Here is a 13,364-nt window from a genome sequence, read left to right as displayed (position 1 = left end):
GGTCGGGGGCGCGGGCGGGGGCCCGGGGGGCGGGGCCCCGCGCCCCCCCCCCGGGCGGGGGGTTTTGGGTGGGGCCCCCCGCGGGGGGGGGCCCGCCCCCCCCCCTGGCCGAGGCACTGCGAACGGCCCCGTCCCCCTCCCGCGAGCGGGAGCTGGACGAGGCCGTGACGTCGGTGCGCGAGGCGCGGGAGCGGTCGGGGCTGTAGCGGCGGTGGAGGATCCTCGGGCGGGTCCGCCCGGGGGATCCGCGGCCGGAGTGCCACCCCGGCCCGCCACCCGGCGGCCGGAGGCCGCCGCGGTCGATCAGAGGGACGCGATGACGCGGTCCGCGAGGATGTAGACGTTCTCCTCGTCCGTCTCGCCGTAGGAGAACGTCAGGGCGAACGCGCCGGAGACGCCCGAGCCGCCCAGGAGGACCGGCGTACGGCCCGCGCGCAGGGCCTCCGCGAGGCGCTCCGCGGTCTCGCGGTGGCCGGGGGTCATGCAGAGCGTGGTGCCGTCGGCGAAGACGTACACGTCCAGCGTGCCCAGCGGGCCCGGGCGGACGTCCGTGAGGGCCGTCGCCGTGTCGGCCAGCTCCTCCAGGCGCGCCACCGTGCGCTCGTGGTCCGTGACGACCGGCGTCTGCACCGGCACGAAGTCCGGGTGCGAGGGGTGCCGGCGGCGGGCGGCGGCCAGCTCGGCCGAGTCCTCCGGGTACTCCGGGAAGTCGTCCACCGGGTCGACGATGCCGTCGAGCGCGGCCGCCTCGGCCTCCATGGCCTCCAGCGCCATCGCCTCCAGGCCCACGAAGTCCGTCTGGCGCGGCACGAAGAGGCCGCCGGCCTCCTCGCCGGCCGCGCCGCCGAGCAGGGCGGAGGGCGCGTCGGCCGCGTCCCGGGCCTCCTGCGCGGCCCAGAAGGCCCGCGCCTCGGCGAGCTCCCGCTCGCGCTCCTCGGCCAGCGCCTCCGCGACCGCGGCCCGTATCTCGGCGGCGGGCGTGGCGCGGGCCGCGGGGACCGTCACGCCGTGGCCGGCGGCCAGCTCGGTGCGCAGGGCGGTGACCTCCTTGCGGAGACCCCGCACGTGGTGCAGGGCAGCGGCGCCCACGGCCGTGGCAGCGGCCGTGGTCAGCAGCAGGGCAAGAGACATGGCGCTCACTGACGTACTCCCGGTTCGAGTCGATCCCCCGACTTCCTACATCAGCTTGTCGTGGGGTGGGGCTGCCTGTCAGTGCATTACGTCACGAATTGGACAGGTATTTCGGCCGGGTGTTTAGTCCCGAAATGGCTCTGACCTGGGAAAACGAACTCCCCCGGGATGTAGGTCACATCCTGGGGGAGATTCGGTCACGGCTCGGACGCGGTGAGGTTGACGCGCTCGGCACGTGGAGAGCGCGCCCCCTTCCCGTACTAGCTCAGCCGCTCGATGACCATCGCCATGCCCTGGCCGCCGCCGACGCACATGGTCTCCAGGCCGAACTGCTTGTCGTGGAACTGGAGGCTGTTGATCAGGGTGCCGGTGATGCGGGCGCCCGTCATGCCGAAGGGGTGGCCGACGGCGATGGCGCCGCCGTTGACGTTGACCTTGTCCAGGTCCAGGCCCAGGTCCTGGTAGGACGGGATGACCTGGGCGGCGAAGGCCTCGTTGATCTCGGCGAGGTCGATGTCGCCGATGGTCAGGCCGGCCCGCTTCAGGGCCTGCTTCGACGCCTCGACCGGGCCGAGGCCCATGATCTCGGGGGAGAGGCCGGAGACGCCGGTGGAGACGATCCGGGCCAGCGGGGTCAGGCCCAGCTCGCGCGCCTTGGTGTCCGACATGATGACGAGCGCCGCGGCGCCGTCGTTCAGCGGGCAGCAGTTGCCGGCGGTGACCAGGCCGTCGGGGCGGAAGACCGGCTTCAGGCCGGAGACGCCCTCCAGGGTGACGCCGGCGCGCGGGCCGTCGTCGGTGGAGACGACGGTGCCGTCCGGGAGGGTCACCGGGGTGATCTCGCGCTCCCAGAAGCCGTTCTTGATGGCCTGCTCGGCGAGGTTCTGCGAGCGGACGCCGAACTCGTCCATCTCCTGGCGGGTGACGCCCTTCCAGCGGGCGAGGTTCTCCGCGGTCTGGCCCATGGCGATGTACGCGTCGGGGACGATGCCGTCCTCGCGCGGGTCGTGCCAGGTGGAGCCCTCGGAGGCGGCGACCTCGGCGGTGCGGGCCTCGGCCTCGGCGAAGAACGGGTTGTGCGTGTCCGGCAGCGAGTCCGAGTTGCCCTTCACGAAGCGGGAGACCATCTCGACGCCGGCCGAGATGAAGACGTCGCCCTCGCCCGCCTTGATCGCGTGCAGCGCCATCCGGGAGGTCTGCAGCGAGGAGGAGCAGTAGCGGGTGACGGTGCAGCCCGGCAGGTGGTCCATGCCCATCTGCACGGCGACGATCCGGCCCAGGTTGTTGCCCTGCTCGCCGCCCGGGAGGCCGCAGCCCAGCATCAGGTCGTCGATGTCGCGCGGGTCCAGCTCGGGGACCTTGGCGAGCGCGGCCTGGATGATCGTGGCCGTGAGGTCGTCGGGGCGCAGGTCCTTCAGGGAGCCCTTGAAGGCCCGGCCGATGGGGGAACGGGCGGTCGAGACGATCACGGCTTCGGGCATCACGGCTCCAGGGGGCTGGTGGGCGGTCGGACTCACTGGGAAGTTACCCGCACGTACCGGGCGGGGTCACCGGGATCGCCGTGTGATGCGGACCTCTTTTCTAAGCGCTTGCTCAGGAGTGCGGGGAGTCCTGCGGCAACGGCTCCCCGTGACCGCCCGGAGCCCCTTCCGCGGCGCCGCCCTCCGCCGCCCCGGCCTCCACCGCCTCCGCCGGCTCCGTCAGCCGCCGCCGGCGCCGGTGCTTCAGCAGCGCCCACGGCGCCCGGGCCCCGGTCACCTCCGTACCCGCCTGCTTCGCCGCCTCCGCCGCCGCCTTGGCCACCGGCAGCATGTCCTCGCGGCGGCCCGGCTCCAGCCGGTCCGGTTCCGGCCACACGCCGAGCGCGGCGCACAGCGTCGGCAGCACCGCCATCGCCGCCGTCGCGTACCCCTCCGCCGAGGGGTGGAAGAGGTCCACCCCGAACATCTCCCGCGGGTTCGCCGCGAACTCCGGGCCCAGCAGGTCGCCCAGCGACACCGTCCGCCCGCCCTGCTCCACCACCACGATCGTCTGCGCCGCCGCCAGCTGCCGCGAGGCCCGCCGGGCCAGCCAGCGCAGCGGCTGGTAGACCGGCTCGATGGTGCCCAGGTCCGGACAGGTGCCGACCACCACCTCCGCGCCGGCCGTCCGCAGCCGCCGCACCGCCGCCGCCAAAAGCCGTACCGACTCCGTCGCCGGCATCCGGTGCGTCACGTCGTTCGCCCCGATCATGATCACGCACACGTCCGGCGGGCCCAGCGGCTGCGCGAGCAGCAGCGAGACCTGCCGCTCCAGGTCGTCCGAGCGGGCCCCCGACAGCGCCACGTTCCGCAGCGCCACCGGGCGCTCCGCGACCGCCGCCAGCCCCGAGGCCAGCAGCGCCCCCGGCGTCTGACCCGCCCGGCGCACGCCCTGGCCCGCGGCCGTCGAATCACCCAGAAGGGCCAGCCGCAGCGGGTCGTCGGTGCCGAAGGCCCTGCCGTAGAGACCGTCCACCGCCGGCGGCAGGGGAGCCGTCCCCGTGCCCACCGTCCGCTTCGCGAGCTGCGCCTCCGCCAGCACGATCCCGACCGCGGCCACGCCGATCAGACCGATGCTCCCGCCGCCGTACGCCGCTCCCGCCGCGATCCGGCGTGCCACCCTCGCCCTGGACATCGGGGGCGCCACCTCCTTCGAGCCGTACAGGTCCTTCGAGCCGTTCAGGGTCTAACTGCCCCGAAAGGCGTCCCGACTACGCATACGCTGGCCACACCATTACGGAGACCCCGGAGAACACGGTGCAATTCCACGACTCGATGATCAGCCTCGTCGGCAACACCCCGCTGGTGAAGCTCAACAACGTGACGGCAGGCATTCAGGCCACCGTCCTCGCCAAGGTGGAGTACTTCAACCCCGGCGGGTCGGTCAAGGACCGCATCGCCGTGCGCATGATCGAGGCGGCCGAGCAGAGCGGCGAGCTGAAGCCCGGCGGCACCATCGTCGAGCCCACGTCCGGCAACACCGGCGTCGGCCTGGCGATCGTGGCCCAGCAGAAGGGCTACAAGTGCATCTTCGTCTGCCCTGACAAGGTGTCCCTCGACAAGATCAACGTGCTGCGCGCCTACGGCGCCGAGGTCGTCGTCTGCCCCACGGCCGTCGACCCCGAGCACCCGGACTCGTACTACAACGTCTCCGACCGCCTGGTCCGCGAGACCCCCGGCGCCTGGAAGCCCGACCAGTACTCCAACCCGAACAACCCGCGCTCGCACTACGAGACCACCGGTCCCGAGCTCTGGGAGCAGACCGAGGGGAAGATCACCCACTTCGTGGCGGGCGTCGGCACCGGCGGCACCATCTCCGGCACCGGCAACTACCTGAAGGAGGCCAGCGGCGGCAAGGTCCAGGTCATCGGCGCCGACCCCGAGGGCTCCGTCTACTCCGGCGGCTCGGGCCGTCCGTACCTGGTCGAGGGCGTCGGCGAGGACTTCTGGCCCACCGCCTACGACCGGAACGTCACGGACCGCATCGTCGCGGTCTCCGACAAGGACTCCTTCCAGATGACCCGCCGCCTCGCCAAGGAGGAGGGCCTCCTGGTCGGCGGCTCCTGCGGGATGGCCGTCGTCGCCGCCCTGGAGGTCGCCAGGGACCTCGGCCCGGACGACGTCGTCGTCGTCCTGCTGCCGGACTCCGGCCGCGGCTACATGTCGAAGATCTTCAGCGACGAGTGGATGGCCGGCCACGGCTTCCTGGAGGACACCACCACCGCCACCGTCGCCGACGTGCTCCGGCACAAGGAGGGCGGCCTGCCCTCGCTCGTCCACATGCACCCGGACGAGACCGTCGGCCAGGCCATCGAGGTGCTGCGCGAGTACGGCGTCTCCCAGATGCCCATCGTGAAGCCGGGCGCGGGCCACCCCGACGTGATGGCCGCCGAGGTCGTCGGCTCGGTCGTCGAGCGGGAGCTCCTGGACCACCTCTTCACCCAGAAGGCGAAGCTGGAGGACCCGCTGGAGGACCACATGTCCGCGCCGCTGCCGCAGGTCGGCTCCGGCGAGCCGGTCGCCAGCCTGATGTCCGTCCTCGGCGAGTCCGCCGACGCCGCCATCGTCCTCGTCGAGGGCAAGCCCACCGGTGTCGTCAGCCGCCAGGACCTGCTGGCCTTCCTGGCCAACGGCGGCGCCAAGTAGCACCCGGAGGGGTCCGGCGGGTGCCGGCGCGGGCGTTCGCGCAAACGGTACGAGCGTGACACGTCCGCGCAGCACCCGCTTAACACGGGTCCGGCAGAGTGTTCCTCGTCGGCGTCACGGAACCTCCGGAGCGGCTCCCGGACCTCTGAAGACGCCACGGACGCGGAGACCGGCCCTGACCCGGGCCCGTGTCCCCCGCGGGGACCGCCGTCGTCCCGCCCCCCAGCGATGGGGGTGCGGCGGTCCCCGCGTCAGTCTTCCCGGCGGTCAGAGCTGGGTGATCGGGCGCATCGCCAGGCCCTCGGTGCCGGCCCAGCCGTTGACGCGGGCCGCGTCGTCGACGGAGACGGTGTCGAGGCCGTCCGGCAGGTCGAAGATCAGCGTGCCGGCCAGTTCGGTGCCCTCTCCGGCGACCAGGGTGGCCGTGAAGCGGTCGGACTGGTCGTACTCCGCCTCGCCGCCCTCGTCGTTGCCGAAGACGTACAGACCGGCGTACGCCTTGCCGCCGCCCTCGACGACGACGGGCTCGGTGTCCGGCTCGCCGAGCGACTCGACGATCGGGGCGTCGTTGCCGGCCTTGAGGCGCAGGACCGGGGCCTCGTTGAGGACGCACGGCTTCCGGGTGGCGTTGGTGACGGTCAGGAGGAAGTGGCGGGGGGTCTCCCCGGCCTCGTCCTGGAGCTCGACCGCGGTGGTGAGGTCGGTGGCCACGCAGTCCGGGTGCTCGGTGCCGTTGCCGCCGCCGGTCTCGCCGCTGTCCCCGGTCCCGGTCCCGGTGGCCGAGGGGGTGGCGGTGCCGGTGCCGGTGCCGGTGCCCGCGTCGGTCGTGGGCGCGGTGGCTTCCGGGGTGCCGCCGCCGGTCGCGGTCGCGGACGCGGTCGCGGTGGCCGTCGGCGACGCGGCGGCCTTGCCGTCGTCCTCGGACTGGCAGGCGGTGACCGTCAGCAGGGCCGCGGCCACGGTCGCGCCCAGGACGGCGGCCCGCAGGCTGCGGCGCGGTGAACGGGCTCTGGACGTCGTGGAGTTCATGTTGTTCCTTCTTCCCCCGTGACCGGCCCGCGGCCGGTCGTCGTGTCGGCGACACGGCTATTGTTGCCACCGGGGTGGGCCCGCTCACCGGCGTGCGGCGTTTGTTACAGCCCTCGCACGAACCGGACGTCATGGCGTGACCATGACCGTCCCCTTCCGCTTCTCCCTCCCCGCCCGCCCCACCCTCTGCATATCCTTATGCAGACAGGGTCAGGGATGAATGGATGAAGGGGGACGGCATGAGCGACAGCCCGGCCGGGCGGCTCCAGGCGCTCTTCGAGGGGCACCGGCTCACGCCCACCCAGCGGCGGATCGCCCACTGCATGGTCCGGCGGGCCGCCGACGCGCCCTTCCTGTCCAGCGTCGAGCTCGCCGAGCTGGCCGGCGTCAGCCAGCCCTCCGTGACCCGCTTCGCGGTCGCCCTCGGCTTCGACGGCTACCCCGCGCTCCGCCGCCACCTGCGGGAGGTCGCGCCCCCCGAGCGGCCGGCCGCCACCGGGGAGGACGAGGAGCGCAACGCGTACCAGCAGGCCGTCCTCGCCGAGATCGAGAACCTCCGGCACCTCGCCGGGCTGCTCGCCGACCCGGCCCCGGTGGAGCGCGCCGGGCGGCTGCTCGCCGCCTCGCGGCCGCTGCTCGTCCTCGGCCTGCGGGCCGCCTCCTCGCAGGCCCGCGGCTTCGCCTACTTCGCCGCCAAGGTGCACCCGGACGTCCGGCTGCTCGACGAGGGCGGCACGATGCTCACGGACCGGATCGACGCGGCCGTACGGGCCGGGGCCACCGCGCTGCTCTGCTTCGCGCTGCCCCGGCACCCGCGCGAGGTCGTCGAGGCGCTGGAGTACGCGCGGAAGGCCGGGCTCCTGGTGGTGACCGTGGCCGAGTCCGCCTTCGCGCCGGTCGCCGCCCACTCCGACCTGCTCATCCCGGCCGCCGTCGGCACCGGTCTCGCCTTCGACACCGCCTGCGCGCCGATGCTCCTCGGCCGGGTCCTGCTGGAGGCCATGGCGGACGAGCTGCCGGACGCGCAGGCGCGTCTGGAGCAGTTCGACGCGAAGGCGGCGGAGCGGGGACTCTTCGTGGAGTGAGCGGGCGGGGTCACACCTCCAGCTCGGCCTCGATCTTCTTCAGCTGGTGGCGGGCCATCGCCAGGTTGGCCCGGTCCTTCGCGAGGGCCAGGTACAGGAACAGGCCGTTGGTGCCGCGGGCCTTCAGCAGCCGGATGAGGTGGTACTGGTTGCCGAGGGTGATCAGGATGTCCTCGATCTCCTCGTTCAGGCCCAGCATCTCCATCGCCCGGACCTTGGCCCGGACCACGTCGGTGTTGCCCGCGGCGGCGACGGAGAGGTCGAGCTCCTTGCCGCCGCCGATGGTGCCGAGCGCCATGCCGCTGGTGTAGTCGACGAGGGCGGCGCCGATCGCGCCCTCGATCGCGGCCGCTTCCTTGAGGGAGGCTTCGGTGTTCGCCATGGTGTGCTCTCTCTTCTTCCTTCGTACGGGTGAGGGGTGGGGTCAGAAATTCAGCGCGCCGTCGACGAGTTCGCCGATGCGGGCGCTGGAGCGGCGGGCCTCCAGATGGAGCCTGCCCACGTTGATGCGGGGCTCGGCGAGCAGGGTGAGGACGGCGGAGCCGCCCGCCGCGTAGGTGGCGACGTAGCCCTCCTCGCCGCGCACGAGCAGTTCGCGGAAGCCGCCCTGGCCGGTGGACTCGGTGAGCCGCCGGCCGACGCCGAGCGCGGCGGCCGTCAGCGCGGCCACGCTCTCGGCGGCGCCGTCGACGGTGTCGTGGGCGAGGACGAGTCCGTCGGCGCTGGCGGCGAGCGCCCCGGTGAGCTGCGGCAGCCGGGCGCGCAGACGTCTGAGCTCGCCGAGCACCTCGGCTTCGGCTGTCATCAACTGTCTCCTCTCGGCGCGCAGGCGCAGAGCACGCCTCATCACAGGTGTGCCTCCAGGGCGTCACGGAGCCGGCGCAGCAGGGCGATGTCGGGGTCGGTCACCGGGGGGACCGGTGACCACTCCCGGGCGGGCGGTGCGGGGGTGGCGTCGGGGGCCGCGTCGAGCGGGGTCTCGACCAGTCCGGCGGCGGCCAGCCTGCGGACGTCGAGGAGGGTGTGGAAGGCGGGGCGGCCGAGGATCCGGGCCAGCTCGGCGGGGGTGCGGACGCCGTCGGCGGCGGCCAGCAGGGCGCGGCGGCGGGCGCCGACGCCCTGGCCGGGGGCGGCCGGGCGGGGCACGACGGGGGCGGTGTCGACGGCGGCGTACGGCCAGACGGCGTCGAGGAGTTCGCGGCGGCGGAGGGTCTCGCGCTCGACGGCCTCGGCGGAGACCGGGCGGACGGTGCCGAACCAGTGGCCGACGCCGTACCGGAAGCGGGTGGGGCCGCTGGTGGGGGAGAGGGCGAAGAAGGCGGCGTCGAAGACGGCGCCGAGGTGGCATATCTCCAGCTCGCCGTCGCGCAGTCGGCCGCTGTCGACGAGGAAGCGGCCGACGGCGCGGTGGGCGCCGGCCCGGTCGACGGCCTCGTCCCAGTTCTCCCGGGGGAGCCGTCCGGCGGTGGTGAGCAGGACGTCCATGCCGGGGGAGGCGGGGCTCTCGGCGTGCACGACGCGCCCGTCGACGAGGTAGAGGGTGCCGTGGTCGCGCAGCAGGGCGCCGGTGGCCTTCTCGGCGGCGAGCCGGACGAGCATCGGGGAGACGCTCATCCGAGGACCAGTCTCTCGGCGAGGTCGCCGAGGCGGATGCGGGCGAGGGCCAGGTTGCCGGTGTCGCGGTCGAGCCAGAGGTGGAGGAACACGCTGGAGTCGAAGGAGGTCCGGACGAAGCGGAGGACGTGGTAGCCGGCGCGGGTGGTGACGATGAGATCCTCGACGGGCGGTTCGCCGTCGGCCCCGGCGGTTTCCCCGGTGTCGCCGCCGGAGGTGGTGAAGGAGTCGAACTCGGCGGCGGCGCGGGCCAGTTCGGCCGTCTCGGCGGCGGTGGTCTCGTGGTCGCCGACCGGCGACTCGCCCGCGGTCCCGAGTGCGAGGCCGCTGTTCCAGTCGACCAGGGAGGCACCGCGAGCACCCGGCAGGGTCATGGCCTCCATGAGGCACTCGTCGATTCCGGGCACGCGGGTTCCCCTCCCGATACGGCGTGCGAGCAACGGCAGTGACGGTGACGTTACTGAACGGCGCGGTTCCGGGAGGTGGTTCTGGCATTTTCCATCGGAACATGCCCGAGGGAGGCCGGAATTGGGCCAAGCTGGAGGGTGGACCGCCGGACGGGCGGGCTTCCGCAGCCGGCGGGTCAGTAGCGGGACTCGACCGCCCGCGCGATGTCGTCCAGGTCCTTGGCGAGCGCCTTGGCGACGGCCTTCGCGCCGAACCGGGCGAGGAGGCGCGCGACGAAGCCGGGCGTCCGGCCGCCGGCGGGGCGGGCGGAGAAGGACATCCGCAGCACGCTGGCGTCCGGCCCGTCGGTGCGCAGGGAGAGCTCGGAGACGTAGTGCATGCCGTGCGAGTCGGCGACCGTCACGTACCGGTCGGGCGGCTCGCACTCGGTCACGGTCATCTCCTCCGTGGCCTCCTTGCCGAGCATCTTCCGGGTCTCCCGCCAGCGGGTGCCCACGCCGAAGCCGCCCTCGGTGAGCACCTCGACCCTCTGGACGCCGGACAGCACCCGGGGCATGTCCGGCAGGTCGGTGATCGACTCCCAGACGCGGCCGGGCGAGGCGGCGACCCGGCGCTCCACGACGACGGTTGTGGTGGTGGTCATGGCTCCATCGAAGCCGCCGGGTACGCGCTCCGCTACCGGACGAGCGCGTCGGCGTACGCGCCGCCGGCCTCAACGACGATCTCCTCGGGGGTCTGCGCGGGGCGGACCAGGGCGAAGGAGACGGCGCCGTCGTCGGCGACGGTGAAGCCGTGCACGGCGGGGCGGGGGAGGCTGTTGTAGGCGTAGTGGTGGGCGAAGGCGTACGCGCCGGTCTCCGGGACGGCGACGACGTCGCCCGGGTGGAGCAGCGGCAGGGCGCGGCCGGCGGCGAGCAGGTCGCCGGCGAAGCAGGCGGGGCCGGCGACGTCCTGGACGGTGAGCTCGCCGGTGCGGGGGCGGCCCTCGGAGTCGTACGCGAGGATCCGCAGCGGCCAGGCGGCGGGGGCGTACACGGTGCGGGTGGCGAGCTGGACGCCGGCGTGGGTGACGGCGATGGGGCGGCCGCCGGAGGTCTTGGTGTACTCGACGCGGGTGAGGACCGTGCCGTGCTTGGCGAGCAGCGAGCGCCCGAACTCGGTGACCAGGCGGTAGCGCCCGTCGAGGAGGCCGGGGACGGTGGCGGCGAGCAGCCGGGCGTAGTCGGCGTAGGTGGGGGTCTCCTCCTCGGAGGCGAAGTTGACCGGGAGGCCGCCGCCGATGTCGAGGGTGTCGATCTGCGGGCGGCCGGCCTTGGCGTTGATCTCCTCGGCCAGTTCGTACGCGGCCCGGACGCCTTCGGCCATCAGGGTGAGCGGGATGCCCTGGGAGCCGGTGTGGGTGTGCAGCCGGGTGAGCCAGGGGCGGTCCAGGTACGCCTGGACGACGGCCTCGCGGGCGCCCTCGTCGCGCAGGGCGATGCCGAACTTGGAGGTGGCGGTGGCGGTGGAGGTGGAGCCGATGGCGCCGGCGCCGATCTGCGGGTTGACCCGCAGGCCGAGCGGCGAGGCGGTGGGGGCGGAGGCGACGAGGGCGTCGATCCGGGCCAGTTCCTGGAGGTTGTCGGCGTTGACGGCGATCCCGAGGGCGAGCGCCTCGCGGAGTTCGGCGGGGGTCTTGGCGGGCGAGTCGAGGACGGTGCGGGACGGGGGCAGGCCGGCGGCGCGGGCGAGGGCCAGCTCGCCGGGGCTGGCCACCTCGGCGCCGAGGCCGGCGTCGGCGAGGAGGCGCAGGACGGGGACGAGCGGGGCGGCCTTCACGGCGAAGGCGTGCAGCGTGCCGGCTTCGGTGACGGCGGCGAAGGCGCTGGTCAGGGCGGCGGCGGAGGCGCGGATGCCGGCGGTGTCGAGGAGGGCGACGACGGGGGCGGCGGGGGTGAGGAGTCCCTGGGCGACGGCGGCTCGGACGGCGAGGTCACGGCGGTAGGAGGCCATGGGGTCCATCCTGGCGGGCCCGCTGCCGTCCGTCACCGGGGCGTGCGGCGGGGGCCTCGGCCCGTCGTGGGGCGGCCGGATCGCGTCGGTCCGTGGGGCGGGGAGGCCGCGCCCTGTTGACTACAACTATTCATCAGGCCAGGATGTGAATATCTGAACGACATTCGAGGAGGCACGCCATGTCAGGACCCCGCCCCGTACGGGCCCCGCGCGGTACGGAACTGAGCGCCCTGGGATGGCAGCAGGAGGCCGCCCTCCGGATGCTCCAGAACAACCTGGACCCCGAGGTCGCCGAGCACCCCGACAAGCTCGTCGTCTACGGCGGCACCGGCAAGGCCGCCCGCGACTGGCGCTCCTTCGACGCCATGGTCCGCACCCTGCGCACCCTCAAGCAGGACGAGACCATGCTGGTCCAGTCCGGCCGCCCGGTCGGCGTCATGCAGACCCACGAGTGGGCCCCGCGCGTCCTCATCGCCAACTCCAACCTGGTCGGCGACTGGGCCAACTGGGAGGAGTTCCGGCGCCTGGAGCAGCTCGGCCTCACCATGTACGGCCAGATGACGGCCGGCTCCTGGATCTACATCGGCACCCAGGGCATCCTCCAGGGCACCTACGAGACCTTCGCCGCCGTCGCCGCGAAGAAGTTCGGCGGCACCCTGGCCGGCACCATCACCCTCACCGCCGGCCTCGGCGGCATGGGCGGCGCCCAGCCCCTCGCCGTGACGATGAACGACGGCGTCGCGATCTGCATCGACGTCGACCCGCGCGCCATCGAGCGCCGCATCGAGCACCGCTACCTGGACGTGAAGGCCGACGACCTGGCCCACGCCCTCCGGCTGGCCGTCGAGGCCCGCGACGCCCGCCGCCCGCTCTCCATCGGCCTCCTCGGCAACGCCGCCGAGCTGGTCCCGCAGATGCTCGCCGAGGGCGCCCCGATCGACATCGTGACCGACCAGACGTCGGCCCACGACCCGCTCTCGTACCTCCCGGTCGGCGTCGCCTTCGAGGACATGGCCGACGCCGCCGCCAAGGACCCGGCCGGCTTCACCACCCGCGCCCGCGAGTCGATGGCCAAGCACGTCGAGGCCATGGTCGGCTTCATGGACGCCGGCGCCGAGGTCTTCGACTACGGCAACTCGATCCGCGGCGAGGCCCAGCTGGCCGGCTACGACCGCGCCTTCGCCTTCCCCGGCTTCGTCCCCGCGTACATCCGCCCGCTCTTCTGCGAGGGCAAGGGGCCGTTCCGCTGGGCCGCCCTCTCCGGCGAGGCGTCCGACATCCACAAGACGGACAAGGCGATCCTCGACCTCTTCCCGGAGAACGAGTCGCTGCACCGCTGGATCAAGATGGCCGGCGAGCGCGTCCACTTCCAGGGCCTGCCCGCCCGCATCTGCTGGCTCGGCCAGGGCGAGCGCGACAAGGCCGGCGCCATGTTCAACGACATGGTCGCCGACGGCACCCTCGCCGCGCCCCTCGCGATCGGCCGCGACCACCTCGACTGCGGCTCCGTCGCCTCCCCGTACCGCGAGACCGAGGCCATGCTCGACGGCTCCGACGCCATCGCCGACTGGCCGCTGCTCAATGCCATGGTGAACGTCGCCTCCGGCGCGTCCTGGGTCTCCATCCACCACGGCGGCGGCGTCGGCATGGGCCGCTCCATCCACGCCGGCCAGGTCTCGGTGGCCGACGGCACCGAGCTCGCCGGCGAGAAGATCCGCCGCGTGCTCACCAACGACCCCGGCATGGGCGTCATCCGCCACGTCGACGCCGGCTACGACATCGCCGAGCGGGTCGCCGACGAGAAGGGCGTCCGCGTCCCGATGCGCGAGGGCTCCGAGGACGAGGCCTCCGCGTGAGCGACAGCTTCCACGCCATGTGGCGGTCGCTGCGGCCCCACGGCCCCCGCGCCGCCGCCGGTGGGTACCGCCGCGCAGCCGGG

The 13,364-nt window shown here is 73.7% G+C and carries 13 protein-coding genes; 3 read left to right on the top strand and 10 right to left on the bottom strand.

Annotated features, from left to right (window positions below; translation table 11 throughout):
- Positions 1–303: 303 nt before the first annotated feature.
- The 3 genes from ACFW1I_RS18420 to ACFW1I_RS18410 all read right to left on the bottom strand — a co-directional run bounded on the left by ACFW1I_RS18420 (position 304) and on the right by ACFW1I_RS18410 (position 3,786).
- Positions 304–1,131, bottom strand: a complete 828-nt coding sequence (locus ACFW1I_RS18420; protein WP_384670921.1) for a hypothetical protein — start codon at positions 1,129–1,131, stop codon at positions 304–306.
- 260 nt (positions 1,132–1,391) lie between these two features.
- Positions 1,392–2,612 (bottom strand): acetyl-CoA C-acetyltransferase, encoded by a 1,221-nt coding sequence (locus ACFW1I_RS18415; RefSeq protein WP_384670913.1) that lies wholly within the window; start codon positions 2,610–2,612, stop codon positions 1,392–1,394.
- Positions 2,613–2,724: 112 nt separating this feature from the next.
- A complete protein-coding gene (locus ACFW1I_RS18410; protein WP_384670911.1) occupies positions 2,725–3,786 on the bottom strand; it encodes an SGNH/GDSL hydrolase family protein in 1,062 nt (353 codons plus the stop codon).
- 122 nt (positions 3,787–3,908) lie between these two features.
- Between ACFW1I_RS18410 and ACFW1I_RS18405 the strand changes: the two genes are divergently transcribed.
- Positions 3,909–5,297 carry a cystathionine beta-synthase gene (locus ACFW1I_RS18405; RefSeq protein WP_384670908.1) on the top strand — a complete coding sequence of 463 codons (1,389 nt, stop codon included), beginning with the start codon at positions 3,909–3,911 and terminating at the stop codon, positions 5,295–5,297.
- Positions 5,298–5,564: 267 nt separating this feature from the next.
- On the opposite strand, the gene ACFW1I_RS18400 is transcribed toward ACFW1I_RS18405, so the two are convergent.
- On the bottom strand, positions 5,565–6,326 hold the full coding sequence (locus tag ACFW1I_RS18400; protein WP_384670905.1) for a DUF4232 domain-containing protein: 762 nt from the start codon (positions 6,324–6,326) through the stop codon (positions 5,565–5,567).
- Positions 6,327–6,565: 239 nt separating this feature from the next.
- Between ACFW1I_RS18400 and ACFW1I_RS18395 the strand changes: the two genes are divergently transcribed.
- A complete protein-coding gene (locus tag ACFW1I_RS18395) occupies positions 6,566–7,411 on the top strand; it encodes a MurR/RpiR family transcriptional regulator (RefSeq protein WP_384670903.1) in 846 nt (281 codons plus the stop codon).
- Positions 7,412–7,421: 10 nt separating this feature from the next.
- Here the strand turns inward: ACFW1I_RS18395 and ACFW1I_RS18390 are convergent, their stop codons facing one another.
- The 6 genes from ACFW1I_RS18390 to ACFW1I_RS18365 form a co-directional block, all read right to left on the bottom strand.
- The gene (locus tag ACFW1I_RS18390; RefSeq protein ID WP_384670901.1) at positions 7,422–7,793 is read right to left on the bottom strand and encodes a hypothetical protein; all 372 of its coding nucleotides are present in this window, start codon (positions 7,791–7,793) and stop codon (positions 7,422–7,424) included.
- Positions 7,794–7,835: 42 nt separating this feature from the next.
- Positions 7,836–8,216, bottom strand: coding sequence for a roadblock/LC7 domain-containing protein (locus tag ACFW1I_RS18385; protein ID WP_384670898.1), 381 nt, complete (start codon positions 8,214–8,216; stop codon positions 7,836–7,838).
- 41 nt (positions 8,217–8,257) lie between these two features.
- Entirely contained in the window at positions 8,258–9,025 is a 768-nt protein-coding gene (locus ACFW1I_RS18380) for a transcriptional regulator (RefSeq protein ID WP_384670896.1), read from the bottom strand.
- Positions 9,022–9,432, bottom strand: a complete 411-nt coding sequence (locus tag ACFW1I_RS18375) for a hypothetical protein (RefSeq protein WP_384670894.1) — start codon at positions 9,430–9,432, stop codon at positions 9,022–9,024. Before ACFW1I_RS18375 ends, ACFW1I_RS18380 begins: the two co-directional genes overlap by 4 nt.
- A 176-nt stretch (positions 9,433–9,608) precedes the next feature.
- Positions 9,609–10,076, bottom strand: coding sequence for an SRPBCC family protein (locus ACFW1I_RS18370; protein WP_384670891.1), 468 nt, complete (start codon positions 10,074–10,076; stop codon positions 9,609–9,611).
- 32 nt (positions 10,077–10,108) lie between these two features.
- Positions 10,109–11,434 (bottom strand): diaminopimelate decarboxylase, encoded by a 1,326-nt coding sequence (locus ACFW1I_RS18365; RefSeq protein ID WP_384670918.1) that lies wholly within the window; start codon positions 11,432–11,434, stop codon positions 10,109–10,111.
- Between the two features lie 170 nt (positions 11,435–11,604).
- Between ACFW1I_RS18365 and hutU the strand changes: the two genes are divergently transcribed.
- Entirely contained in the window at positions 11,605–13,281 is a 1,677-nt protein-coding gene (gene hutU / locus ACFW1I_RS18360) for a urocanate hydratase (RefSeq protein ID WP_384670889.1), read from the top strand.
- The last annotated feature ends 83 nt before the right edge of the window (positions 13,282–13,364 follow it).

Origin of the sequence: Streptomyces sp. NPDC058955, from assembly GCF_042741435.1 — a bacterium.
GTDB lineage: Bacteria > Actinomycetota > Actinomycetes > Streptomycetales > Streptomycetaceae > Streptomyces.
This window is presented reverse-complemented; position numbering and strand designations above follow the sequence as displayed.

What these genes read in the sequence shown, in the direction of transcription:
- ACFW1I_RS18385 (WP_384670898.1), bottom strand. Translation starts at nt 8,216, where the DNA reads ATGACAGCCGAAGCCGAGGTGCTCGGCGAGCTCAGACGTCTGCGCGCC.
- ACFW1I_RS18390 (WP_384670901.1), bottom strand. Translation starts at nt 7,793, where the DNA reads ATGGCGAACACCGAAGCCTCCCTCAAGGAAGCGGCCGCGATCGAGGGC.
- ACFW1I_RS18370 (WP_384670891.1), bottom strand. Translation starts at nt 10,076, where the DNA reads ATGACCACCACCACAACCGTCGTCGTGGAGCGCCGGGTCGCCGCCTCG.
- ACFW1I_RS18365 (WP_384670918.1), bottom strand. Translation starts at nt 11,434, where the DNA reads ATGGACCCCATGGCCTCCTACCGCCGTGACCTCGCCGTCCGAGCCGCC.
- ACFW1I_RS18420 (WP_384670921.1), bottom strand. Translation starts at nt 1,131, where the DNA reads ATGTCTCTTGCCCTGCTGCTGACCACGGCCGCTGCCACGGCCGTGGGC.
- hutU (WP_384670889.1), top strand. Translation starts at nt 11,605, where the DNA reads ATGTCAGGACCCCGCCCCGTACGGGCCCCGCGCGGTACGGAACTGAGC.
- ACFW1I_RS18400 (WP_384670905.1), bottom strand. Translation starts at nt 6,326, where the DNA reads ATGAACTCCACGACGTCCAGAGCCCGTTCACCGCGCCGCAGCCTGCGG.
- ACFW1I_RS18380 (WP_384670896.1), bottom strand. Translation starts at nt 9,025, where the DNA reads ATGAGCGTCTCCCCGATGCTCGTCCGGCTCGCCGCCGAGAAGGCCACC.
- ACFW1I_RS18415 (WP_384670913.1), bottom strand. Translation starts at nt 2,612, where the DNA reads ATGCCCGAAGCCGTGATCGTCTCGACCGCCCGTTCCCCCATCGGCCGG.
- ACFW1I_RS18395 (WP_384670903.1), top strand. Translation starts at nt 6,566, where the DNA reads ATGAGCGACAGCCCGGCCGGGCGGCTCCAGGCGCTCTTCGAGGGGCAC.
- ACFW1I_RS18410 (WP_384670911.1), bottom strand. Translation starts at nt 3,786, where the DNA reads ATGTCCAGGGCGAGGGTGGCACGCCGGATCGCGGCGGGAGCGGCGTAC.